Consider the following 21,949-nt stretch of genomic DNA (forward strand, 5'->3'; position numbering starts at 1 on the left):
CGCGTGCGCGTCCCTTCCGGCAGGAGAGCCATGACCACGTGGGAGTACCTCACCACCCCGCTGCTGATCCACAACACCGCAGCGATCCTGAACAACTGGGGCAAGCAGGGCTGGGAGCTCGTGCAGGTGGTGCAGGGGCCCGAAGGGGGTCTCGTCGCCTACCTCAAGCGTCCGGTGAGCGAGGAGGGCACCGCCAACGCCGGCCTCGCCGCGGCCGCCGAGGCGTCCCGCCAGTTCGAGGGAGGCGCGCAGTGACCGTCTCCGCCCGCCTCGCCGAGCTCGGAATCGAGCTTCCCGCCGTCGCGGCGCCGGTCGCCGCCTACGTTCCGGCCGTGGTGCACGGCGGCGTCGTCTACACCGCGGGCCAGCTCCCGTTCCAGGACGGCGCGCTGCCGGCGACGGGCAAGGTCGGCGCCGAGGTGACCCCCGAGGACGCCAAGGGGTACGCCCGGATCTGCGCGCTCAACGCACTGGCCGCCGCCGCGGACGCCGCAGGCGGGGTCGACCGGATCGCCGGGGTGCTCCGGGTGGGCGGGTTCGTCGCCTCCGACCCGTCGTTCCCCGGCCAGCCGGCGGTCATCAACGGCGCCAGCGAGGTCCTCGGCGAGATCTTCGGCGATGCGGGGCGCCACGCCCGCGCGGCCGTGGGCGTGTCCGTCCTGCCGCTGGACAGCCCGGTCGAGGTCGAGGTCTCCTTCCTCCTCGCCTGATCCCGCGTCGCGCCCCCGCTGGCGCCGCCCGGCGCGCCGGATCAGGCGGACGCGTGAGATCAGGCGAGCAGGCTGGGTTCTTGCCTGATCTGGCGTGAGTGCCTGACCTTGCGTGAGTGCCTGCGCGCTGTGCCCGGCGCGCCGTCCGAACGTCGGATCAGGCGGACGCGTGAGATCAGGCGAGCAGGCTGGGTTCTTGCCTGATCCAGCGTGAGTGCCTGATCTGGCGAGGGCGCGCCTTCTTGCGTGAGTAGCTGAGCACCGCGGCCCTGAGCGCGGAAGCAATCGCGTCGCGGCGACACCTGCGCGTGGGACAACACGAGAGCCCCGCGTCCGACCGGACGCGGGGCTCTCGCTGTTGTGACCTACTTGACCTGCGCCGAGATCACGCTCATCACGGCGGTGTCCGCGAGCGTCGTGGTGTCGCCGACCTCGCGGCCCTCCGCGACGTCGCGCAGCAGGCGCCGCATGATCTTCCCGGAGCGGGTCTTGGGCAGCTCGCCCACGATGTACACGTCGCGGGGACGGGCGATCGGGCCGATCTGCTCGCCCACCCAGACGCGCAGCTGAGCCGCGAGGCCTTCGGGGGAGTGGGCGTCGAGATAGCTCTGCTTGATGATGACGAACGCGACGACCGCCTGGCCCGTGGTCTCGTCGGAGGCGCCGACGACGGCGGCCTCGGCCGTCGCCTCATGGGCGACGAGCGAGGACTCGATCTCCGCCGTGGAGAGGCGGTGACCGGAGACGTTCATCACGTCGTCCACGCGGCCGAGCAGCCACAGGTCGCCGTCCTCGTCCAGGCGCGCGCCGTCGCCGGCGAAGTAGTAGCCCTGGTCCTCGAACTTCTCCCAGTACGTCTCCTTGAAGCGCTCCGGGTCGCCCCAGATGCCGCGGAGCATGCTGGGCCACGGCTCGGTGATCACCAGCAGCCCGCCGTTGCCGTTGCCGACCTCGGCGCCGGACTCGTCCACCACGTCGATCGAGATGCCCGGGAGCGGCACCTGGGCGGAACCGGGCTTCGCCGCCGTGATGCCCGGCAGCGGCGACACCATGATCGCCCCGGTCTCCGTCTGCCACCAGGTGTCGACGATCGGCGTGCGGTTGCCGCCGATCACCTCGCGGTACCACATCCACGCCTCGGGGTTGATGGGCTCGCCCACGGAGCCCAGCACGCGCAGGCTCGTCAGGTCGAACTCGTTCGGGATGCTGCGGCCGAGCTTCATGAACGACCGGATCGCGGTCGGCGCCGTGTAGAAGATCGTCACGCCGTACTTCTGGATGATCTCCCACCAGCGCCCGGGGTGCGGCGTGTCCGGGGTGCCCTCGTAGAGCACCTGCGTCGCCCCGTTGGCGAGGGGGCCGTAGGTGACGTACGAGTGCCCGGTCACCCACCCGATGTCGGCCGTGCACCAGAACACGTCCGACTCGGGGTGCAGGTCGAACACGTTCTTGTGCGTGTACGCCGCCTGGGTCAGGTAGCCGCCCGAGGTGTGCAGGATGCCCTTCGGCTTCCCCGTCGTACCGGACGTGTAGAGGATGAACAGCGGGTTCTCCGCGGGGAACGCCTCGGCGGTGTGGTCGGCCGAGGCCACCGGGACGACGTCGTGGTACCAGACGTCCCGGCCCGGATCCCACTCGACCTCGTTTTCGGTCCGCTTGACCACGAGCACGTGCTCGACGGTCTGCTGCTCGCCGTCTCCGCGGTCGCTGAGGGCCTGGTCCACGGCGGGCTTGAGGGGCGAGACCCGGCCCTTGCGGTAACCGCCGTCGGCGGTGATGACGAGGCGGGCCCCGGCGTCGTCGATGCGCGAGCGCAGGCTGTCCGCGCTGAAACCGCCGAACACGACGGAGTGGATCGCGCCGACGCGTGCGACCGCGAGCATGGAGGCGATGGCCTCGGGGATCATGGGCAGGTAGATCGCGACCCGGTCGCCGTGGCCGATGCCGAGATCGGTCAGCACGTTCGCGAGGCGCTTGACCTCGTCGGTGAGCTCGGCGTAGGTGATGCGTCGTTCGTCGCCCGGCTCACCCTCCCAGAGGATCGCGACGCGGTCGCCGTTCCCGGCCTCGACGTGCCGGTCCAGGCAGTTGTACGCGACGTTGAGCTCGCCGTCCGCGAACCACTTCGCGAAGGGCGGCGTGCTCCAGTCCAGCACCTGAGTGAACGGGGTGTGCCAGTGCAGGAGCTCGCGGGACTGCTCGGCCCAGAACCCCTCCCGATCGGCGGCGGCCCGGTCGTAGAGCTCGGGCTTGGCGATCGACTGGGCGGCGAACTCCGGCGACGGGGGGAACCGGCGGTCCTCGTTCAGAAGGTGGTCGATCTGGCTGCTGCTCATGATGAGGAGGCGCTCCTTTGCGGCACGGGTGTTGCGGGGTCGCGACGGGACCGCGACATCGGGAATCTAGCCCTGCGGCGTGATCCGAGAGTACCGCCGAAAGTCGGTAGACGAATGGGTTTTGTCAGACCCCTTACGTTGCGTATGCTGACCCACGGCCGAATTAACGATTCCGGCTTCACGCCGCGATTCCCCCGATCGCGTGCGTCTCTGGGCGGCATCCCATTCCCCCCGTGGGGTGCCGCCCTCTCTCCGTCGTGGGAGCGCTCGCACGACGCTCGGCCGGCCATGCGTCTCGTCCTCCACGGAGGCGGATCCGGAGGCGTTGTGCACCGCTGGTGTCCGGCCGTCTCCACGGCCGCGCGCCGGTTCCTAGCCTCGGCGTATGCCTGGACCTTTCGTCATCGTCCCGCGCCGCGGGGAGGGGGATCCGCTCGTCGCGGCCCCCGATTCCGTCGCTCTCGATCCCGCCTTCGGGGATCTCGCCGTGCATTGCGCCGACGAACGCGTGACCGACCTCTTCGTCAACGGCGCAGACGGGTTGTTCGTCGACCGGGGCGCCGGTATCGAGCGGGTCTCCGGGTGGTCGGCCTCCGAGCGCGAGGTGCGCGACCTCGCCGTGCGACTGGTCGGTGCCGGCGGGCGCCATCTCGACGACCAGTCCCCGTGCGTGGACGTTCGGCTCGGCTCGGGCATCCGGGTGCACGCGGTGCTGGCACCGGTCTGCACCGGCGGCACGGCGGTGTCCGTGCGGATTCCGCGTGTCCGCGCTGCGGACCTCGACGACCTGGTGGCTCTCGGCGGGCTCGGGCCGGAGAGCAGGTCCTGGCTCGAAGGCGCGGTCCGTGACCGCGAGAACCTCCTGATCACGGGCGGGACCGGCACCGGCAAGACCACCCTGCTGTCCGCGCTGCTGGCGCACGTCCCCTCCGCCGAGCGCATCGTCACGATCGAGGACGTGGCCGAGCTGCGGCCGCGGCACCCGCACCATGTGGCGCTCGAAGCGCGGCAGCCGAACCTCGAGGGCGTCGGCGGGATCACCGTGTCCCGCCTTCTGCGCGAATCGCTGCGGATGCGTCCGGACCGACTGGTGGTGGGAGAGTGCCGCGGCGAGGAGATCCGCGACCTGCTCACGGCGCTCAACACCGGTCACGACGGCGGCGCCGGCACCCTGCATGCTTCGGGACTGGCCGACGTCCCGGCCCGGCTGGAGGCGCTGGGAGCGCTGGCTGGAATGGATCCGCCGGCATTGGCGCGACAGGCGGTGAGTGCGTTCTCGTTCGTGCTGCACCTCGTCCGGGGGGCCGACGGGACGCGCCGGCTGGCGCAGGTCGGACGCCTCCGCCTGGAAGAGGATCGCCTCGGCATCGAGGAGGTGCGACCGTGGTGATCTCGGTGCCGCGCCGCCGCGCGGCGGGCCCGTCCGCGGTGGCGGTGCCGGTGCCCGAGGCGGTGCGCACGCTCGCGGTGCTGCTGCAGGCCGGGGCCGCGCCGCTGTCCGCGTGGCGCCACCTCGCCGACGCCGGGATCCCCGAGGCGGACGAGGTCGTCTCCGGCGTCGAGGGCGGGCGAGGGATCGCCGACGCCCTCCGGGAGACGAGCGTCGCGGCGGAGCCCCGTGGCGGCCCTCGCGGGCGCCGACGGACCGATGATCGGCAGCGGCGGGGAGCCGCGTGGCGTCAGGTGGCGTCGGCATGGGCGATCGCCGCCACCGTCGGCGCGCCGCTCGGCGACACGCTCCGCGTGATCGCCGACTCTCTCGACGACGCGGAGGCGACCCGCGACGATGTGCGGATCGCCTTGGCCGAGCCGGCCGGAAGCGCGCGGCTCATGATGTGGCTGCCGGTCGCGGGCCTTCTCCTCGGCACGGCACTCGGCTTCGACACCCTCGTCGTCCTCCTGACGAACCCGATCGGGGTGGCGTGCCTTGCGGTGGGGAGCGGCCTGATCGGGGCGGCGCGGATCTGGACGACCTCCCTCGTCCGGGCCGCCGAGCCGCCTCCGGACGTGCCCGGCATCCGCGCGGAGCTCCTGGCCATCGCGCTCGCCGGCGGCACGTCCATCGCTCGGGCCCGCGCCCTTCTGGCCGACGAGGGCGATGCGGCGGCCCCGACTTCGAACGGCGCGGCCGCCCGTGGCGGTCCCGGCGACGGACCCAACGACGCGATCGACCGGGTCCTGCGGCTGGCCGAAGCGGCGGGGGTGCCCGCCGTCGAGCTGCTCCGAGCGGACGCGACCCGGGCCAGGCGCGAAGCGCGGGTCGCAGGACGCACGAGCGCCGCCCGGCTTTCGGCCCGTCTCCTTCTCCCGCTGGGCGTGTGCACGCTGCCCGCCTTCCTCCTGCTCGGCGTCGCGCCCCTCGTCCTCAGCGTGCTGACGACGACCCCGTTGCCCGTTCCGCCGTGACGAGCGGACGACGTCGCGACCGGCGCGGCGGAGCGGCGCGGCGGAAGGTCCGGGACGGACTGCCGAGAAGAGACCCCATAAGAAGAGGAACACCCGAGGAAAGGAAACACCACGATGACCGATGCACGAACGACGCCCTGCGCAGCGATCACGTCCTCCCGGAGGGCCCGGCCCGCACCGGCGAGCGCACCGCCGCTTCCCCCACTGACCCGCCGGCGTTCGGCCGCGCTCTTCGGCGACGATCGCGGCGCCGCGACGGCGGAGTACGCGATCGCCACGATGGCGGCCGTGGCGTTCGCCGGTCTGCTGGTGGTCATCATGCGATCGGATGAGGTGCGGGGCATCCTCACCGACCTGGTCCGTCGCGCCCTCACGGTGTCCTGATGCCGCGGTCCGCCCGGTCCCGCTCGCAGGGGCCGGGCGCACCACGGCTCCGGCCGGACCGGGCCTCGCTTCCCTCGGGGCAGGCGACCCGGGACCCGACCGGGGACGCGGTCCGCGGCGAGAGGCGCGGCGCGGTCGTCGGCTCGGCCCGAGGGACGGGGCAGCGGGGCGCGGCGACCGCGGAGCTGGCGGTCGCCCTGCCCCTCGTCGTCGGCGTGCTGCTGTTCGGCGTGGCCGTGGCGGGTGCGGGGGTCCGACAGGTGGCTCTGCAGGATGCGGCGGCCGACGCCTCGCGGCTGCTCGGCCGCGGAGAGGACGACGCCGTCGCCGCGGCCGCGGTGTCGCGGGTGGATCCCGCAGCCGGGATCTCCGTGCACCGTACGGACGACCTCGTGTGCGTCACGGCGTCCGTCGATCTGCCCCTCCTCGCCGGATGGGCGCTGCCGATCCGCGCAGGCAGCTGCGCGCTGGACGGCGGGCGCTGATGGCGGGCACGATTCTGGCCGCCGGGTCCGCGACGGTCGCCGCAGGGCTCGTGGTAGGGGCGGCGGTGCTCGCCGGGGCAGCCACGACCGCGCAGCGTGTGGCATCGGCCGCGGACGCCGCGGCGCTCGCCGCAGCCGACGTCGTCTCCGGGGCCGTTCCGCTCGCCGCCGACCCCTGTGCGGTCGCGGAGCGGGTGGCCGCCGCATCGGGAGCGACCCTGGAGTGGTGCCGTCTCGACGACGGCCCGGGCGTGGCGACCGTGCAGGTTTTCGCGGCGTACGCTGGTATCACCGCCGTCGCCCGATCCCGAGCAGGCCCACCCGAGGCCGCTGCGGGCGGCGGATGAACCGCATGAGGACGACCTCCTCAGGGCGGTGTGTATGGTGTGCTTCGAAGAAAGGACGCACCCGTGGCGCAAGGCAAGAAGCTCGTCATCGTCGAGTCCCCGACGAAGATGCGCTCGATCCAGGGTTACCTCGGCGACGGCTACGAGGTGCTCAGTTCGGTCGGGCACATCCGCGACCTCGCGGACAAGAAGGACATCCCCGCCTCCGACAAGCAGGCGTATGGGAAGTACTCGATCGACGTCGAGAACGACTTCGACCCGTACTACGTCGTCAGCGACCGCAAGACGAAGACGGTCGCCGAGCTCAAGCGCGCGCTCAAGGACGCCGACGAGCTCCTGCTCGCGACTGATGAGGACCGCGAGGGCGAGGCCATCGCCTGGCACCTCCTGGAGACGCTCAAGCCCAAGGTGCCGGTCAAGCGCATGGTGTTCCACGAGATCACCAAGGACGCGATCCAGGCGGCCGTGGGAAACACGCGCGAGCTCGACCTCGCCCTGGTCGACGCCCAGGAGACCCGCCGCATCCTCGACCGCCTCTACGGCTGGGACGTGTCCCCGGTGCTCTGGTACAAGGTGAAGTCCGGGTTGTCCGCCGGGCGCGTGCAGTCCGCGGCCACTCGCATGATCGTCGACCGCGAGCGCGAGCGGATGGCCTTCGTCTCCGTCGAGTACTGGGACGTCGACGCCCAGGCCGCCGCGGGGGCCGGTACCGGGTTCCGCGTCCGACTGGTGCGCGTCGACGGCGGGCAGCTCGCCCGGGGGACCGACTTCGACGACTCCGGGAAGCTCAAGAAGGCCGTCGTCGTCCTCGACGAGGCGCGGGCGCAGTCGCTCGCCGCCGCGATCGAGGACGCCGGATCCGGCACCGTCACCAAGGTCGAGGCGAAGCCCGGCACGCGCAGCCCCTATGCCCCGTTCACCACCTCCACGATGCAGCAGGAGGCGGGGCGCAAGCTCTCGATGACCGCGAAGCAGGCGATGAGCGTCGCCCAGCGGCTGTACGAGAAGGGGTACATCACCTATATGCGTACGGACTCGACCGCGCTGAGCAGCCAGGCCGTCCAGGCGGCCCGCGAGCAGGCGGTCGCGCTCTACGGCGATGCGTCCGTGCCGCTCAAGCCGCGCGTCTACAAGTCGAAGAGCAAGAACGCGCAGGAGGCGCACGAGGCGATCCGCCCGTCGGGGGAGCACTTCCGCACGCCTGCCTCGCTGGCGAGCCAGCTCGACCGCGAGGAGCAGCGGCTCTACGACCTCATCTGGAAGCGCACGGTCGCCAGCCAGATGGCGGACGCGAAGTACGAGACGACCACGGTCACCCTCGCGGTGGACGCGGCCGGCCAGTCCGCGGAGTTCACCGCGTCGGGAACCGTGTACACCTTCAAGGGCTTCCTGGAGGCGTACGAGGAGGGCCGCGACGAGAAGCGCGGCGAGGACGCGAACGCGGAGAACCAGTCCCTCCCTGCCGTCGCCGTGGGCGACGAGCTCGCCGTCTCGGACGCGCAGGCCAAGTCCCACCGGACCACGCCGAAGCCCCGCTACACCGAGGCCTCGCTGGTGAAGGCGCTGGAGGAGCACGGCATCGGCCGCCCCTCCACGTTCGCCAGCATCATCGGCACCGTCATCGATCGCGGGTACGCCACCAAGCGGGGCCAGGCGCTCGTGCCGACGTGGCTGGCGTTCAGCGTCGTGCGGCTCATGGAGCAGCACTTCTCGGATCTGATCGACTACGACTTCACCGCCTCCCTGGAAGACGATCTCGACGCCATCGCCCGGGGCGAGCAGAAGCGCGTCGAGTGGCTGCGCTCGTTCTACTTCGGCTCCGACGCCCACGTCGGGCTCCGGCAGATCGTCGACAACCTCGGGGAGATCGACGCACGCGCCCTCAACGCGACGCGGATCACCGACACCGCCACCCTCCGCTTCGGCAAGTACGGCCCCTACCTGGAGGTCGTCGACCCGGCGAACCCCGACGCCAAGCCGCGCATCGTCAACGTCCCGGAGGACCTCGCCCCGGACGAGCTCACCGCGCAGAAGGCGCAGGAGCTCATCGACGCACCGGTCGCGGGCGATCGGGTCCTCGGGGAGAACCCCGAGAACGGCAAGGTCATCGTCGTCAAGGACGGCCGGTTCGGTCCCTACGTCCAGGAGAATGACCCGGAGCCCGAGGAGCAGGTCGACGAGGCCACCGGCGAGATCCTGCCCGCCGCGGCGCCGGCGAAGAAGTCGACGAAGAAGAAGGAGGCCGCGCCGAAGCCGCGCACCGCCTCGCTCCTGCGTTCGATGTCGGTCGACACGATCGACCTGGAGACGGCGCTGAAGCTGCTCAGCCTGCCCCGCGTCGTCGGCGTGGATCCCGCGACGAACGAGGAGATCACCGCGCAGAACGGACGGTTCGGCCCGTACCTGAAGAAGGGCACGGACTCCCGCTCCCTGGAGTCGGAGCAGCAGATCTTCGACATCACGCTGGAGCAGGCGTTGGAGCTCTACGCCCAGCCGAAGTACGGCGCGCGGCGGGCGTCGAGCGCGCTCGCCGAGTTCGAGGCGGATCCGGTCAGCGGCAAGCCGATCCGGATCCGCGACGGACGCTTCGGCCCGTACGTGACCGACGGCGAGACCAACGTCACGATCCCGCGGGGCCAGCAGCCCAGCGACATCACCTTCGAGATCGCCGTGCAGATGCTGGCCGACAAGCGTGCGAAGGGACCTGCTCCCAAGCGTGGCCGTGCGGCGGCGACGAAGAAGGCACCGGCCAAGAAGGCTCCCGCGAAGAAGTCCGCCGCGAAGGCGCCCGCCAAGAAGTCCGCGGCGGAGGTGTCGGCGGCGCGGTCGGCGGCCGCGAAGAAGGCGGCGGCGACCCGCGCGGCGAACGCGAAGAAGAAGGCGGATTCATGACCCCAGGGCGCGGGCTCTGGATCACGTTCGAGGGCGGTGACGGCTCGGGCAAGACGACGCAGGCGACGCTGCTCGCCGATCGTCTCCGGGAGCAGGGACGCACGGTCGTGCGCACCCGGGAGCCCGGGGGATCGGAGGTCGGCGTCCTCATCCGCGACATCGTGCTCCACCACCGCGGCGACATCGCTCCCCGCGCCGAGGCACTCCTCTACGCCGCCGACCGGGCGCACCACGTCGCCACCGTCGTTCGTCCCGCCCTGGACCGGGGCGAGGTCGTGATCCAGGATCGCTATCTGGACTCCTCGGTCGCCTACCAGGGGGCCGGCCGCGTCCTCGACGGCGACGAGGTCCGCGGATTGTCGCTCTGGGGCGCGGAGGGCGCGCTTCCCGACCTCACCGTGCTCCTCGACCTCGATCCCGTCGTCGCCCGGGCACGCCTGGACGCCGACGACAAGCCGTTCGACCGCCTGGAGGCGGAGCAGGAGGAGTTCCACGGACGGGTCCGCGCGGCCTTCCTCGCCCTCGCGGACGCGGAGCCCGAGCGGTTCCTCGTGCTGGATGCGACCGACGACCCGCAGACGATCGCCGCCCGCGTGGCGGCACGGGTCGACGACCTCGGCGCCTGATCCCTTCCCCGTCCGGAGTCGGGGCGCGTTCCGGGAGGAATCGGCCCCACAACGAGCCCCGAACGACCACGGCGGACCCCAAACCCGGAGGTGACGGGGATGAGAGGGGACGAGGGGAGGGGAGTGTCGGGAGGCGCGGCTAGGCTGAATCCATGCCCGACCCCGTCACCGCCCCCTTTCCGTGGACGGACGTCTGGGGGCAGGAGGAGGCGGTGCGGGCGCTGCGCGCGGCCGCGGCGGATCCGGAGGCCCTCGCGCACGCGTGGCTCATCACCGGCCCGCCCGGATCGGGGCGCTCCACGCTCGCCTACGCCTTCGCCGCGGCTCTCATCGCCGAGGGGCCGGACGACGAGGCGACCATGCGCCAGGTCCTCGCGCGCACGCATCCGGACGTCACGGCCCTGCGCACCGACAAGGTGATCATCACGATCGCCGAGGCGCGCGCGCTCGTCGAGCGTTCCTACTTCGCCCCCTCGTCGGGACGCTACCGCGTCATCGTCGTCGAGGACGCGGACCGGATGGTGGAGCGGACCTCGAACGTCCTGCTGAAGGCGCTCGAGGAGCCGCCGGAGCGGACGGTGTGGATCCTGTGCGCTCCGAGCGAGGCGGATCTGCTTCCCACGATCCGCTCGCGCGTGCGGCCGTTGCGCCTGCGGGAGCCGGAGGTCGACGACGTCGCCCGGCTGATCGTCCACCGCACGGGCGTCTCCCCGGAGATCGCCGAGCAGGCGGCGCGGCATGCGCAGCGGCACATCGGGATGGCTCAGCGCCTGGCCACCGACGAGGCCGCGCGGATCCGCCGCGACGACACCATGCGCGCGGTCCTCGGCGTGCGCGGCGTCGGCGATGCCGTGGAGGTGGCAGGGCGCATCGTCCAGGCGGCGACGGAGGACGCCAAGGCCCTCACCGCCGAGCGGGACGCCGCGGAGCGCGAGTCGCTGCTGCGGACGGTCGGGATCGCCGAGGGCCAGGCCGTTCCGCCGGCGCTGCGGGCGCAGGTCTCCGCGCTCGAGGACGAGCAGCGCAAACGTGCGACCCGGAGCCTTCGCGACGGCATCGACCGCGTGCTCACGGACCTGCAGTCGCTGTTCCGCGACGTCGTGCTGCTGCAGTTCGGTCGCACCGACGACCTGATCAACCGCGAGCTGAGCGATCAGCTCGCCGCGCTCGCGGACGCCTGGCCGGCCACGCGTACGCTGGACGTGCTCGACCACCTGGCGGAGACCAGGGAGTCGCTGGAGCGCAACGTCGCTCCGACCCTCGCCCTCGAGAGCTTGCTCGTCACCGTGACGAGCGGGAGGAAACCGTGAAGAACCGATCGACCCGGCGGATCCGCCGCCTCGCGACCGTCCTGGCGGGCCTCGCCGTCGCCTCCGTCGCCCTCTCTGGATGCCTGTACGCGATGATCCCGCCGGGGACGTCCTCGTCGCCGCTGCCGGAGCGCACCACGGAGCCGGACACAAGCGGCGTGTCCGAGGAGCTGATGCCCTTCTACGCGCAGAAGCTCGACTGGAAGCCGTGCTCGTCCGGGATGGAGTGCACGACCGTCACGGCTCCGCTGGACTGGTCCGCCCCGCAGGCCGGGGAGATCGACCTCGCGGTGGTGCGCCACCGCGCGGAGGGCACGCCGGCGGGTTCCCTTCTGACGAACCCCGGCGGTCCCGGCGCGAGCGGCCTCGACTTCATCTCGGAGAGCATCGACTACGCCGTGGGACCGGACGTCATCGCGGCGTACGATGTCATCGGCTTCGACCCGCGCGGCGTGGGCCAGTCGACAGCCGTGCGCTGCTTCGACGCCGCGGAGATGGACGAGTACCTCTACGCGATCCCCGAGGGCGTGCGCGGCTCCGACGAGTGGACGGCGGAGCTCGACGAGGCCAACGCCCGTTTCGCACAGGCGTGCGAGGCCAACAGCGGCGGGATCCTGCCGTACATCACGACGATCAACTCCGCGCGCGACATGGACCTGCTGCGCGCGGTGCTCGGCGACAAGAAGCTGAACTATCTCGGCTACTCCTACGGCACCTTCCTCGGGGCCACCTACGCGAACCTGTACCCGGAGCGCGTCGGCCACCTGGTACTGGACGGGGCGATCGACCCGGCCGTCTCGGGCTTGGACGTCAGCACCACGCAGGCGCTCGGCTTCGAGTCTGCGCTGCGGGCCTACATGGCCGACTGCCTGTCCGGGAACGACTGCGCGTTCAACGGCACCGTGGACGAGGCGATGGCGGATCTCGGCGCGCTCCTGGCGAGCGTGGCCCGGGTGCCGCTGCAGAACGGCGACGGCCGGATGCTGGGCGCCGACGCCCTGATGACCGCGATCATCTCCGCCCTCTACTCGCAGGACAGCTGGTCCTACCTCACGGACGCTCTCAGCGGTGCACTCGAAGGGGATCCGAGCACCGCGTTCTTCCTCGCGGACTTCTACAACGGCCGGACCCAGAACGGCGAGTACGAGGACAACTCGTCGGAGGCGTTCCGGGCCTACAACTGCATGGACTACCCGGTGGAGGACGACCCGCAGGCCGAGGCGGCCGCGAAGGCGCTGATCGCGGAGAAGGCTCCGACGATCGCACCGTACTGGGAGGGCGCGGATCCGTGCGCCGTCTGGCCCTATCCGCCCACCGGCACCCGCGGCGAGATCACCGCGCCCGGTGCGGGGCCGATCCTCGTCGTGGGCACCACCAACGACCCGGCGACGCCGTATGACTGGTCGGTGTCGCTGGCCGAGCAGCTCGAGGGCGGGGTGCTCATCACCCGCGTGGGGGAAGGGCACACCGGATACAACAAGGGCAACCGCTGCGTCGACAGCGCCGTCGACGGCTTCTTCCTCGACAGCACGGTGCCGGAGGACGGCCTGCGCTGCGAGTAGGACGAGCGCGCCTGCGCGCCGGGGCCCGGCCGACCCACGTGGTCGGCCGGGCCCTCGCCGTCTCGCGTGCCCACCGCCATCGGCGCGCCCGTGCGGCCGCTGGGTATGCTGGTCCCGTGCTCAGGCAGCAGCGATTTCGGAACCCCCGGCCGGGACATGGCCGCGGGGTCCTCGACGCGCGCTAGCGCCCAGGTCTTCGTAGGCGCGGCCGGGGGAAGCTCTCCACCCCGACCGACCACACCGGAGACCTTTCATGTCGAAGACCGACCACCTGACGCCCGCACAGCTCACGCGGGCTCTGTCCATCCGCGATCTCACGGATCCCGTCCAGGGACCGCATGCCGTCCAGACGCTGCTCGACGGCGTCGTCGACTCTCTCCGCACGTCGTGGGGCTGCACGGTGCGGATCGTCCGCTCGTCCCCGCTCGTCCCCGTGCGGGACAACTATGACCGCCTCGGCTACGGCGTCGAGGACGTGACGCGAGCCCGCCGGTACACGCGGTACGTCAGCCCCACGGTGATGCTGCGCAGCCATACGAGCGCGCTTCTGCCGACCGCCCTGGAGGACTACGCCGGCGAGGACCGCGTCGATGAGCTGATCGTGGTCCCCGGTCTCGTGTACCGGCGGGACGTCGTCGACCGCACCCACGTCGGGGAGCCGCACCAGGTCGACCTGTGGCGCATCCGCACCGGAGAGACCACGGACGAGGAGATGCGGGAGATGATCGCGCTCCTGGTCGAGGCGGTCCTTCCCGGGGCCGAGTGGCGGGTGACGGACGCGGTGCACCCGTACACGATCGGCGGGAGGCAGATCGACGTCCGTCACGACGGACGGTGGCTGGAGCTCGCCGAGTGCGGGCGCATCCATCCCGACGTGCTCCGCCGCTCGGGCCTGGACCCCGAGCGGTGGTCGGGACTGGCGCTCGGGATGGGCCTGGAGCGGGCGCTGATGCTGCGCAAGTCCATCCCTGACATCCGCTACCTGCGGGCCACGGATCCGCGGATCGCCGCGCAGATGCTCACCCTCGAGCCGTGGCGCCACGTGTCGCCGCTTCCGGCCACTCGCCGGGACCTCTCCGTCGTGGTCGGAGCCGAGGCGGACGAGGAGACCCTGGGCGATCGCATCCGTACCGCCCTCGGGGACGAGGCCGAGGTGATCGAGTCGGTCACGATCCGGGCGCGCACCCCGCACGACGAGCTGCCCGCGGCGGCGCGCGAGCGACTGGCGACGCGGGCGGGGCAGACCAACGTTCTGCTGCGGGTCGTCCTTCGACCCATCGACCGGACGCTCACGGCGGAGGAGGCGAACCGGGTCCGCAACGCGGTCTACCTCGCCGTGCACGAGGGGCCCGCCCTGGAGCTGATCTGATGCCGAAGAGCCGTACCGGTGCGTTTACTCCATGTTCTCCGGGACGAGGACGATGCCTCCGGACGAGTGCGAGGAATGCGCGAGGTCGTCGATCCACTTCCGGCTCAGCGGCGGCTGCTCGGGGTCGTCGAACACGAACCGGAGCGGGATGGACGGGTGCAGCCAGATCGTGCTGCGTCCCTCCGGCTGACTCTCGGGGTGCTTCCACGAGACCGTGAAGCTCTCGTCTCGCCGGAGCTTGGTCGTGATCACGATTTTCAGGTGCGCGAGCGTGCGATCCTCGATCTCGATGGCGGTTTCGGGACTGCCGTAGTACAGGGTTCCCATGCCCCGACACATTACGCTCCCGCGCCCGCCCCGCACCATGCCGAGGCGGAGGAACGATCCTCCGTCCTCGTGCTGTCTCGTGCTCCCGCGGGCGGCGGTCAGAGGTCGCTGAAGTCGTTGCCCGGCGCGCTGATGGACTCGAGGACGCTGTTCACCACGTCGTAGCTCACGAAGACGCTTCCGGTCTCTCCCGGGTGCACCAGCGACGAGGTCCCATCGATCGCCTTCCGTTGGGAGACGAAGACCTCGTGGTTGCGGCCGTTCGCGTCATCGGACCAGGTCGAGTCCAGGCTGGCGCCCGTCGCCGCGACCTCGTCACCGGTCATCCCGACGCTCGCGCCGTCGGACGAGCGCAGTGCGAGCGCGTCGATCGCCGCAGCCCGGAAGCTCACGCTGGCGTCGGACGACTGATCCGCCGTCCCGACGATGACGGCCTCGCCCCACTTCGTGGAGGTGAACCCGTACCGGTCGTCGCGTGTCGTGGCGGTGGGCTCGCCGAGATGGTCGGTCAGCACCGAGGTCACGGCCGCGGCGTCCGAGAGGGGAGCGCTCGTGAGGACGGCGCCGTCTGCGGACACCGCCGACAGGGTGTCGAGGGAAAGCACCAGTGCCGAGGTCTCGGGCGTCTCCTCCGGCGTCGGGGCGGGGGAGGGGTCGGCACCGGTGCCCGTCGTCGGCGAGGTCGAGGGTGTCGGTCCCGCGGCGGACGGGGCGCAGCCGGCGAGCAGAACGGCGGCGAGGGCGAGCGGGACGAGCAGGGAGAGGCGGCGCATGCCCGGATTGTACTCACGGTGTGGGTCTCACCCGCTGCGTGAAGAGTCGCGTCGAAACGTAGGGACCGGGGATGGGGCGTTTCGTCTCGCTGCGCTCGCTCAACGACCGACACCTCGTCCGGTCGTTGAGCGAGGAGCGCAGCGACGAGTCGAAACGTGGTGACCCGGCGTCGCTCGCTCAACGGCCGACGCTCTTTCCGGTCGTTGAGCGAGGAGCGCAGCGACGAGTCGAAACGTGATGACCGGGCTCGTACGCGTTTCGTCTCGCTGCGCTCGCTCAACGACCGACGCTGCGGCACCGTCCGAAGCCCTGTGCATCCGATGGGGTAGGCTGTCCCCAGGTTGTTGAAGTTGTGTTTCTGCTGGAGCCTGGCTCCAGACCAGCTTCTGGCCCGGGCGATGGCCCGGCGGGTATCCAGTTCAGTGGCTTCGGATGCATCGCGCCCGCGGTGCCCGCTCTGTCGATTGGTTGCCGTATCTGCTCCGCCGCCCTCCTCCGCTCGGGCGAGAACCCGTGCATGATCGGAGCTCCCAGGGGATCTCGCCGATCACCCGACCACCTCAGACTTCCGCCGCGAACTCGCTGCGGATACACGGATCACTCCCGTGGTCCCGGACAACGAAGGAATGACGTCATGGCCACTGGCACCGTCAAATGGTTCAACTCCGAGAAGGGCTTCGGCTTCATCGCGCCCGACGACGGATCCGACGACGTGTTCGCGCACTTCAGCGCGATCACGGGCGACGGCTACCGCAACCTCGAGGAGAACCAGAAGGTCTCGTTCGACTCCGAGCGCGGTCCGAAGGGAATGCAGGCGGCGAACATCCAGGTCATCTGACCTTTCGCACCGAGACGGGTCCTCCGGCGCCGACGCGTCGGGGGACCCGTCTTCGTGTCCGGGGAGAGCGGTGCCTCCCGCCCGACGACCCGCGGGAGGAGTCGTATTCGGTTCGGGGCATGCGAGGACGCGTAGCGTGGCGCGTAGCGATCGGCGTCCGCCCTTGGCTTCCACGGCTCAAGGGCTCCGATCAGAGGAGAGAATCATCTCCCTTTCCCTCACTGCACCATCTCCGGCCGGCACCCTCGGTCCGGTCCGGCAGACCTACGCAGGCGCGGACGCGTTCCCGCCGATGGCGAAGGCGTACACCCAGCTCTCCCGGACCGTCCGGGAGACGGGGCTCCTGTCGCGGACGCCGCTCTTCTACGCCGCCGTCGGCACGGCGCTGACCCTGGGGTTCGCGGCCTGCATCGCGGGCTTCCTCCTTCTCGGCGACAGCTGGTTCCAGCTCCTCATCGCCGCGGCCCTGGGGGTGCTCTTCACCCAGGTCGCATTCCTCGCTCATGAGGCGGCCCACCGGCAGATCCTGACGAGCGGTCCCGCGAACCTCCGGCTCGCACGGGTCCTCGGCGGCGTGGTCGGGATGAGCTACTCCTGGTGGGACTCCAAGCACACGCGTCACCACGGCAATCCGAACCGGGTCGGGAAAGACCCCGACATCGAGGTCGACACGATCTCGTTCCTGGACGAGGACGCCGCGCGCTCGCGAGGGCTCGTCCGGGCGATCACCAGGAGACAGGGCTGGTTGTTCTTCCCCTTGCTCACCCTGGAAGGGCTCAACCTGCACGCGCTCAGTGTGCGTCACCTCCTCTCGCGGGGGCGGATCGCCGGCCGCGGCCAGGAACTGGCTCTGCTCGCCGTCCGCTTCGCCGTCGTGCTCGTCCCGGTGTTCGTTCTGCTTCCGCTGGGCATGGCGTTCGCCTTCGTGGGCGTCCAGCTCGCCGTCTTCGGCGTGTACATGGGGGCGTCGTTCGCGCCCAACCACAAGGGCATGCCGGTCATCGCCGCGGACGCACGCCTGGACTTCTTCACCAAGCAGGTGCGCACGTCCCGCAACATCAGCGGCGGCTGGTGGGCCACCTGGCTCATGGGCGGACTGAACTACCAGATCGAGCATCACCTGTTCCCGAACATGCCGCGGCCGCACCTCTCCCGTGCGCGCGCGATCGTGCGCGAGCACTGCCGCGCCAACGATGTGCCCTACACGGAGACGACGCTCGTCCGGTCGTATGCGATCGTGATCCAGTACCTGAACCGTGTCGGTCTCGCGGCTCGGGACCCCTTCGACTGCCCGATCAGCGCCGAGTACCGTCGCGGCTGAAGCACGAACCGGGCGAAGCCCAAACCACGAAGCCCCCGTCCGGACCGGTGTCCTGACGGGGGCTTCTGTGTGAGCCGCCTAAGGGAATCGAACCCTTGACCTATTCATTACATGGCTCAGGGTTCCTCTGGATCCGAGGCGTTTTGGACCCCCGGGCGGGCTCTCTCGATCGCTGAGCTGTGGCGTCAACTCGACGTTGACACCGTTTCGACGTTCCCCGAGGCGGTGCAGTGATGGGGCGTCGTGAGGTCGAAACGGGCTCCTACATCGCGTTCGCACGTCGGATCATCCGAGGCGCTGGTGCTCGCGTGGCGAAGGCCGACGATTGGGAGCTGGGCGAACTGCTCTCCCTCCGGGACGAGGTAGAGGACGCGATCAGTCGTGCCGTCGTCGGCCTCAAGGCACAGGGCCACTCGTGGCAGTACATCGGGGATGCGCTCGGCATCACTCGACAGGCCGCGCAGCAGCGCTACGCCGATCGGATGAGCGCATGAGCGGGTCGTGGGACGCGATGCTTCGCTGGGAGGCTGAGAACGGCATCCGCCGTCCGGTGTCGTCCCAGGCGGGCCTCGCGTCGATCCGCGGCGGGCTGGGTCTACAGGCGCAGCCAGTAGCGCGTCTGCGGGAAGGCGGCGGGGTCGAGGAAAGCGGTCAGGATCTTGTTGCACCGCCCGTCGAAGTCGGTATCGAGATCCAGGCTCACGTCGTGCCCGTCGATGAGGACGTGCGCGTCGTAGAACCAGACAGGCCGGGAACCGACTTGCTTGTGGATCACGTACCCGATCAGGCGACCCTCGTAGCGGACGTTCCAGCGCTCGGGCTCGTGGCGGCGCACGATGACGTGCTCAACGGTCAGTCGGGGATCCACGCGGACACGGTAACGCCGACCCCCGACGTACCGACACCCAACCGCCCCGGATGGGAGCGAGTCATGAGCGCGCGACCCGGGTTCTTCCCGAACGGTCAGTGTCGGCACTATCAACTCGCGGATGGCTGGGCGAAGGTCTGGTGCGTCCGCACCGACGAGGGGCACACCGAGCACGAGACGGCGAACGGCGTTCGATGGGCGGCAGGCCGCCCGGATCGGAGCAACTGATGGAGTGCCCGAACTGCGGTGAGCCGGACATGATCTTCTACCGCGGCGAGCCCGCAGACGATGAGTACCCCGCCGAGCCGGACATGTGGTACTGCCCGGATTGCGGTTGCGAGGTCACAGACCGCCCGAACGGGGGTGCGTGATGGGGATTCTGAAGATGGTCGAGCCCGCCTATGACCGATGCCCCGGAAGCGTGTTCGGCTGCATTCCTCCGATGTACTGGACGGTCGGCATCGGCACCGTCTGGCAGTGCGATCACTGCGGGCGCATCTGGGAGCGCGTCTCCCGGCCTGGGGTGGCTTGGGCGAAGGTCCCGGATCGCCCGATTGGTCGTCCGGTAGGCGGGTTGGATAACGGTTTGTAGTACCCCTGACCGGTATGCGCTCAGGGGCATGCCGGGTGCCCTAGATTCGTCACGCTCTGGGGACTAGTCAACCCCTCGCGAGAGGGGGCTACTCGGCGTGCCCGAGAGAGGAACATGGATATGGAAACGCTGTCGTCGTGGGAAGTCTGGATGAAGTCTCAGGGGCTTTCTGAGCGGACGATCCGTGAGCGGATCGGGACGGTTCGGAACCTGCTGAGCCGGTCGCACACCACGGCCCGGTCGCTGGAGCCCGTGCACATTCAGACGTGGCTCGCGCGGGACATGAGCCAGGCGACGAGGGCGACGTATCACGCCTCGATCCGCGCGTTCTGCAAGTGGATGCAGCGGAGCGGGATCCGCGAGGACAACCCTGCCGATCGGACGCCGAGCCCGAAGCGACCAAAGACGCTCCCACGCCCGTTGTCCCCGGAACAGCTCTACGCGCTGCTGCGGGCGTGCAATCGACGCCGGACGCGAGCGTACGTGCTGCTGGGGGCGCTGGCCGGGCTGAGGGTGCACGAGATCGCGAAGATCCAGGGTGAGGACGTGGACCCGTGGACGGGCGTCCTGACGGTGATCGGGAAGGGCGGGAAGGTGGCACGCCTGCCGCTGCACGATGAGCTGATCGCGGAGGCGAAGCGGTGGCCGACGACGGGCTGGTGGTTCCCGAGCTACACGGGATCCCGTCCGCACGTGTCGTCACATGCGGTGTCCATGGCGATCTCCGATGCGATGTGGCGGGCAGGGGTGAGGGCGACCCCTCACGCGCTGCGGCACACGTACGGGACCGAGCTGGTCAAGGCTGGGGTTCACCTTCGGGTCGTGCAGGAGGCGATGCGGCACGAGAACCCGGCCAGCACGGCGATCTACACGAAGGTCGATTCCGAGCAGCTACGCGAGGGAATCGGGCGTCTCGTCCTCCCGGGCGCGGCGTAGGACGTACGCCAATCGGGTGTCAAGGTCGGGTTGACGGCCCCGGCAGGGTGGGAGATCCCGCCGTGCCGGGGCCGTTCTCGTCCTACTTGGGGTCGCCGTTCTCGTTCACGAAGAACAGGGCGGCGGCGAGGGGGAGCAGGTACACGGATGCGCCCGGGGGCAGCCAGCCGGCCCCGATCGCGGCGACGATGCTCGCGATCGCGAGGCCGTAGGCCCAGCGTCGGAACGTCGGCGTTGCGATGACAGCGGCCTTGTCCTGGCGTGCTGCGCGCCGCGCGCGGCGGGTGAGGGGGGCGGGGGTGTCGTTCATTCGTTCTCTCCAAACAGGTCGTCGGGGATGGGTAGGGGGTCGATGCCGGATCGGTAGGCGTGGTCGTGCTGTCGGCGCACGTACGCCCAAAGCCGGTTGTTCAGGGCTTCGACTGCGGCCAGGCGCGCCTCGACGCGGGCCATGCGCCCGTAGCGGGCGTTCAGCCATGCGCCGGAGGCGGCGAGGACGGCGACGACGATCGCGACGATCTCGGTCGCGCTCACGCGGTCACCGGCGTTTCGACGGGCGGGATCTCGGCGGCGGTCGTCAGCAGGTCGTCCAGCGTCAGGCGCTCGTCGTCCAGGGTGCGGGCGCGGGCGGTGAGCTGGCCCCTGATCGCGATTCCCTCGGCCTGCTGGCGGGACCAGTGCCGACCGTCGTTGCCGAGGGCGACGCTGCGCATGCAGGCGTCCACCGCGGACCACGGGATCGCGTTGAGGTTCAGCTCCAGGGTGAACGCGGCATTGTCCATCTCGTCGCCTTCGGTGAACGGGCCGTAGTGGTCTTTCAGGTAGGCGAGCGCGTTCGGGTCTGCGACGTAGTAGACCGTCTCGGGGCCGAGCAGGAAGAAGTGCAGGCGGTTCCAGCGCTTCAGCTCCAGGTACTTACTCATGGGGTCCTCCTTGGGGACGTTCGGGGGCGGTGTGGGGGTCGTGGCGCGTCCGACGATGCGGGCGGCGGTGAACAGGTCCCAGACGGCTTCATAGGTGCCGCCCGGGTCGGTTTCGAGGTGGAGGTGGGGGCCGTCGCTGTTGGTGCCGGTGGAGCCGACCCAGCCGAGCCAATCGCCCTCGTTGACGCGGGTGCCGATCGCGGGCCGGTCGGGGCTGTCCTGGTGGCAGTAGCCGACCTCGTAGTCGGGGTACTCGTCGTATCGGACCCATGTGACGTATCCGGGCTTGGGGGCGTAGGTGAGGGCGGAGACGACGCCGGGGCCGGATGCGGGGATGAGGGTTCCGCGGGACTGCCCGAAGTCAACGCCTGCGTGGCCGGGGTAGGTGCTCGGGTTGTCGAACGGGATCGGGAGCATGGTGGAAGTCCTTTCAGAGCACGTAGGAGCAGTTGAGCCACATACGGTTGTTGAGCCCGGAAGATCCGATCCGGACTACGCCGTTGGTTTCGACGCGCAGCGACCCGTGCGCGGCCCGGTTGGCGTCGTTCGTGACCGCCATGACGCGCAGCCCGTTCGGCCTCATCTCCACGGGGACAGAGAAGTAGGCAGCCACGTCGGCCAGGTTGCCGCCGCCGGTCGCGGTGAGCAGTCCGTTGAGGTACACGACGTCACCGATCCGGCGCGCCCCGGGTCCCTGGCTGAGCGTCGCCCCGGTGTCCGGGACGATGTCCACGAAGCTGACCCAGCCGCTATCAACGCGCCGCCATGCGCCGCCGACGTACTCGATCAGGGCTTTGCTCGGTCTGTGCCAGGCGCGCATGCCTTCCTCGGCGTTGATTCTGTCGCGCTCGGCCACCGAGTCCACGAAGATCGTTCCCTGTCGCATGAACGCGTTGGCGTCGTCGGCGGTGAGGATCTGCCCGTCCGTGTAGTGCTTGTACAT

General features: G+C 70.5%; 24 protein-coding genes. 16 read left to right on the forward strand and 8 right to left on the reverse strand.

Features of this window, described 5'->3' with window-relative positions:
- Positions 1-30 precede the first annotated feature (30 nt).
- A complete protein-coding gene (locus K8F61_RS18440) occupies positions 31-255 on the forward strand; it encodes a DUF4177 domain-containing protein (RefSeq protein ID WP_067247602.1) in 225 nt (74 codons plus the stop codon).
- A complete protein-coding gene (locus K8F61_RS18445) occupies positions 252-710 on the forward strand; it encodes a RidA family protein (protein ID WP_067247606.1) in 459 nt (152 codons plus the stop codon). Before K8F61_RS18440 ends, K8F61_RS18445 begins: the two co-directional genes overlap by 4 nt.
- Positions 711-1,075: 365 nt before the next feature.
- Here the strand turns inward: K8F61_RS18445 and acs are convergent, their stop codons facing one another.
- Positions 1,076-3,046, reverse strand: a complete 1,971-nt coding sequence (gene acs, locus K8F61_RS18450) for an acetate--CoA ligase (protein WP_219086264.1) — start codon at positions 3,044-3,046, stop codon at positions 1,076-1,078.
- Positions 3,047-3,431: 385 nt separating this feature from the next.
- On the opposite strand from acs, the gene K8F61_RS18455 reads away from it, so the two are divergent.
- From K8F61_RS18455 to srmL, 10 genes are all read left to right on the forward strand, one after another.
- Complete coding sequence (locus K8F61_RS18455; RefSeq protein WP_231820208.1) at positions 3,432-4,436, forward strand: TadA family conjugal transfer-associated ATPase; 1,005 nt, start codon at positions 3,432-3,434, stop codon at positions 4,434-4,436.
- Positions 4,430-5,452 (forward strand): type II secretion system F family protein, encoded by a 1,023-nt coding sequence (locus tag K8F61_RS18460; RefSeq protein WP_231820209.1) that lies wholly within the window; start codon positions 4,430-4,432, stop codon positions 5,450-5,452. Before K8F61_RS18455 ends, K8F61_RS18460 begins: the two co-directional genes overlap by 7 nt.
- A 114-nt stretch (positions 5,453-5,566) precedes the next feature.
- On the forward strand, positions 5,567-5,836 hold the full coding sequence (locus K8F61_RS18465) for a DUF4244 domain-containing protein (protein WP_372449957.1): 270 nt from the start codon (positions 5,567-5,569) through the stop codon (positions 5,834-5,836).
- Entirely contained in the window at positions 5,836-6,321 is a 486-nt protein-coding gene (locus K8F61_RS18470) for a TadE family protein (RefSeq protein ID WP_231820210.1), read from the forward strand. The genes K8F61_RS18465 and K8F61_RS18470 overlap by 1 nt, the downstream gene beginning before the upstream one ends.
- Positions 6,321-6,668, forward strand: coding sequence for a helicase (locus K8F61_RS18475; RefSeq protein ID WP_231820211.1), 348 nt, complete (start codon positions 6,321-6,323; stop codon positions 6,666-6,668). The genes K8F61_RS18470 and K8F61_RS18475 overlap by 1 nt, the downstream gene beginning before the upstream one ends.
- A 63-nt stretch (positions 6,669-6,731) precedes the next feature.
- Positions 6,732-9,560 carry a type I DNA topoisomerase gene (gene topA, locus K8F61_RS18480; protein ID WP_231820212.1) on the forward strand — a complete coding sequence of 943 codons (2,829 nt, stop codon included), beginning with the start codon at positions 6,732-6,734 and terminating at the stop codon, positions 9,558-9,560.
- On the forward strand, positions 9,557-10,186 hold the full coding sequence (gene tmk, locus K8F61_RS18485; RefSeq protein WP_231820213.1) for a dTMP kinase: 630 nt from the start codon (positions 9,557-9,559) through the stop codon (positions 10,184-10,186). The genes topA and tmk overlap by 4 nt, the downstream gene beginning before the upstream one ends.
- 152 nt (positions 10,187-10,338) lie before the next feature.
- Positions 10,339-11,496: a DNA polymerase III subunit delta' gene (locus tag K8F61_RS18490; RefSeq protein ID WP_067250351.1), complete on the forward strand. Its 1,158-nt coding sequence runs from the start codon at positions 10,339-10,341 to the stop codon at positions 11,494-11,496.
- Positions 11,493-13,058 carry an alpha/beta hydrolase gene (locus K8F61_RS18495; RefSeq protein ID WP_231820214.1) on the forward strand — a complete coding sequence of 522 codons (1,566 nt, stop codon included), beginning with the start codon at positions 11,493-11,495 and terminating at the stop codon, positions 13,056-13,058. The genes K8F61_RS18490 and K8F61_RS18495 overlap by 4 nt, the downstream gene beginning before the upstream one ends.
- 253 nt (positions 13,059-13,311) lie before the next feature.
- The gene (gene srmL / locus K8F61_RS18500; RefSeq protein WP_231820215.1) at positions 13,312-14,427 is read left to right on the forward strand and encodes a PheS-related mystery ligase SrmL; all 1,116 of its coding nucleotides are present in this window, start codon (positions 13,312-13,314) and stop codon (positions 14,425-14,427) included.
- A gap of 24 nt (positions 14,428-14,451) precedes the next feature.
- On the opposite strand, the gene K8F61_RS18505 is transcribed toward srmL, so the two are convergent.
- Together K8F61_RS18505 and K8F61_RS18510 are read right to left on the reverse strand one after the other, a co-directional pair.
- A complete protein-coding gene (locus K8F61_RS18505; RefSeq protein WP_067249170.1) occupies positions 14,452-14,754 on the reverse strand; it encodes a DUF7882 family protein in 303 nt (100 codons plus the stop codon).
- Positions 14,755-14,852: 98 nt separating this feature from the next.
- Positions 14,853-15,527, reverse strand: coding sequence for a hypothetical protein (locus K8F61_RS18510; RefSeq protein WP_231820216.1), 675 nt, complete (start codon positions 15,525-15,527; stop codon positions 14,853-14,855).
- 635 nt (positions 15,528-16,162) lie between these two features.
- Between K8F61_RS18510 and K8F61_RS18515 the strand changes: the two genes are divergently transcribed.
- The 3 genes from K8F61_RS18515 (at position 16,163) to K8F61_RS18525 (ending at position 18,181) form a co-directional block, all read left to right on the forward strand.
- A complete protein-coding gene (locus tag K8F61_RS18515) occupies positions 16,163-16,366 on the forward strand; it encodes a cold-shock protein (protein ID WP_067249177.1) in 204 nt (67 codons plus the stop codon).
- Between the two features lie 292 nt (positions 16,367-16,658).
- Complete coding sequence (locus K8F61_RS18520; RefSeq protein WP_231820217.1) at positions 16,659-17,687, forward strand: fatty acid desaturase family protein; 1,029 nt, start codon at positions 16,659-16,661, stop codon at positions 17,685-17,687.
- Between the two features lie 308 nt (positions 17,688-17,995).
- Positions 17,996-18,181: a hypothetical protein gene (locus K8F61_RS18525; RefSeq protein WP_231820218.1), complete on the forward strand. Its 186-nt coding sequence runs from the start codon at positions 17,996-17,998 to the stop codon at positions 18,179-18,181.
- A gap of 101 nt (positions 18,182-18,282) precedes the next feature.
- Here K8F61_RS18525 and K8F61_RS18530 read toward each other — a convergent pair whose 3' ends face one another.
- Positions 18,283-18,555 carry a hypothetical protein gene (locus tag K8F61_RS18530; protein ID WP_231820219.1) on the reverse strand — a complete coding sequence of 91 codons (273 nt, stop codon included), beginning with the start codon at positions 18,553-18,555 and terminating at the stop codon, positions 18,283-18,285.
- Positions 18,556-19,297: 742 nt separating this feature from the next.
- Between K8F61_RS18530 and K8F61_RS18535 the strand changes: the two genes are divergently transcribed.
- Positions 19,298-20,083 carry a tyrosine-type recombinase/integrase gene (locus K8F61_RS18535; protein ID WP_231820220.1) on the forward strand — a complete coding sequence of 262 codons (786 nt, stop codon included), beginning with the start codon at positions 19,298-19,300 and terminating at the stop codon, positions 20,081-20,083.
- A gap of 82 nt (positions 20,084-20,165) precedes the next feature.
- On the opposite strand, the gene K8F61_RS18540 is transcribed toward K8F61_RS18535, so the two are convergent.
- The 4 genes from K8F61_RS18540 to K8F61_RS18555 are packed head-to-tail and all read right to left on the reverse strand — an operon-like array spanning position 20,166 to position 21,949.
- Positions 20,166-20,393: a hypothetical protein gene (locus K8F61_RS18540; protein WP_231820221.1), complete on the reverse strand. Its 228-nt coding sequence runs from the start codon at positions 20,391-20,393 to the stop codon at positions 20,166-20,168.
- Complete coding sequence (locus K8F61_RS18545; RefSeq protein WP_231820222.1) at positions 20,390-20,617, reverse strand: hypothetical protein; 228 nt, start codon at positions 20,615-20,617, stop codon at positions 20,390-20,392. Before K8F61_RS18545 ends, K8F61_RS18540 begins: the two co-directional genes overlap by 4 nt.
- Positions 20,614-21,423, reverse strand: coding sequence for a M23 family metallopeptidase (locus K8F61_RS18550; RefSeq protein WP_231820223.1), 810 nt, complete (start codon positions 21,421-21,423; stop codon positions 20,614-20,616). Before K8F61_RS18550 ends, K8F61_RS18545 begins: the two co-directional genes overlap by 4 nt.
- Positions 21,424-21,436: 13 nt before the next feature.
- Positions 21,437-21,949, reverse strand: a complete 513-nt coding sequence (locus K8F61_RS18555) for a hypothetical protein (RefSeq protein ID WP_231820224.1) — start codon at positions 21,947-21,949, stop codon at positions 21,437-21,439.

The sequence above is a fragment of the Microbacterium resistens genome (assembly GCF_021172025.1).
Classification (GTDB): domain Bacteria; phylum Actinomycetota; class Actinomycetes; order Actinomycetales; family Microbacteriaceae; genus Microbacterium; species Microbacterium resistens.

What these genes read in the sequence shown, in the direction of transcription:
- K8F61_RS18440 (WP_067247602.1), top strand. Translation starts at nt 31, where the DNA reads ATGACCACGTGGGAGTACCTCACCACCCCGCTGCTGATCCACAACACC.
- acs (WP_219086264.1), bottom strand. Translation starts at nt 3,046, where the DNA reads ATGAGCAGCAGCCAGATCGACCACCTTCTGAACGAGGACCGCCGGTTC.
- K8F61_RS18455 (WP_231820208.1), top strand. Translation starts at nt 3,432, where the DNA reads ATGCCTGGACCTTTCGTCATCGTCCCGCGCCGCGGGGAGGGGGATCCG.
- K8F61_RS18465 (WP_372449957.1), top strand. Translation starts at nt 5,567, where the DNA reads ATGACCGATGCACGAACGACGCCCTGCGCAGCGATCACGTCCTCCCGG.
- K8F61_RS18470 (WP_231820210.1), top strand. Translation starts at nt 5,836, where the DNA reads ATGCCGCGGTCCGCCCGGTCCCGCTCGCAGGGGCCGGGCGCACCACGG.
- K8F61_RS18475 (WP_231820211.1), top strand. Translation starts at nt 6,321, where the DNA reads ATGGCGGGCACGATTCTGGCCGCCGGGTCCGCGACGGTCGCCGCAGGG.
- tmk (WP_231820213.1), top strand. Translation starts at nt 9,557, where the DNA reads ATGACCCCAGGGCGCGGGCTCTGGATCACGTTCGAGGGCGGTGACGGC.
- K8F61_RS18490 (WP_067250351.1), top strand. Translation starts at nt 10,339, where the DNA reads ATGCCCGACCCCGTCACCGCCCCCTTTCCGTGGACGGACGTCTGGGGG.
- srmL (WP_231820215.1), top strand. Translation starts at nt 13,312, where the DNA reads ATGTCGAAGACCGACCACCTGACGCCCGCACAGCTCACGCGGGCTCTG.
- K8F61_RS18505 (WP_067249170.1), bottom strand. Translation starts at nt 14,754, where the DNA reads ATGGGAACCCTGTACTACGGCAGTCCCGAAACCGCCATCGAGATCGAG.
- K8F61_RS18510 (WP_231820216.1), bottom strand. Translation starts at nt 15,527, where the DNA reads ATGCGCCGCCTCTCCCTGCTCGTCCCGCTCGCCCTCGCCGCCGTTCTG.
- K8F61_RS18515 (WP_067249177.1), top strand. Translation starts at nt 16,163, where the DNA reads ATGGCCACTGGCACCGTCAAATGGTTCAACTCCGAGAAGGGCTTCGGC.
- K8F61_RS18520 (WP_231820217.1), top strand. Translation starts at nt 16,659, where the DNA reads ATGGCGAAGGCGTACACCCAGCTCTCCCGGACCGTCCGGGAGACGGGG.
- K8F61_RS18535 (WP_231820220.1), top strand. Translation starts at nt 19,298, where the DNA reads ATGAAGTCTCAGGGGCTTTCTGAGCGGACGATCCGTGAGCGGATCGGG.
- K8F61_RS18540 (WP_231820221.1), bottom strand. Translation starts at nt 20,393, where the DNA reads ATGAACGACACCCCCGCCCCCCTCACCCGCCGCGCGCGGCGCGCAGCA.
- K8F61_RS18550 (WP_231820223.1), bottom strand. Translation starts at nt 21,423, where the DNA reads ATGCTCCCGATCCCGTTCGACAACCCGAGCACCTACCCCGGCCACGCA.
- K8F61_RS18555 (WP_231820224.1), bottom strand. Translation starts at nt 21,949, where the DNA reads ATGTACAAGCACTACACGGACGGGCAGATCCTCACCGCCGACGACGCC.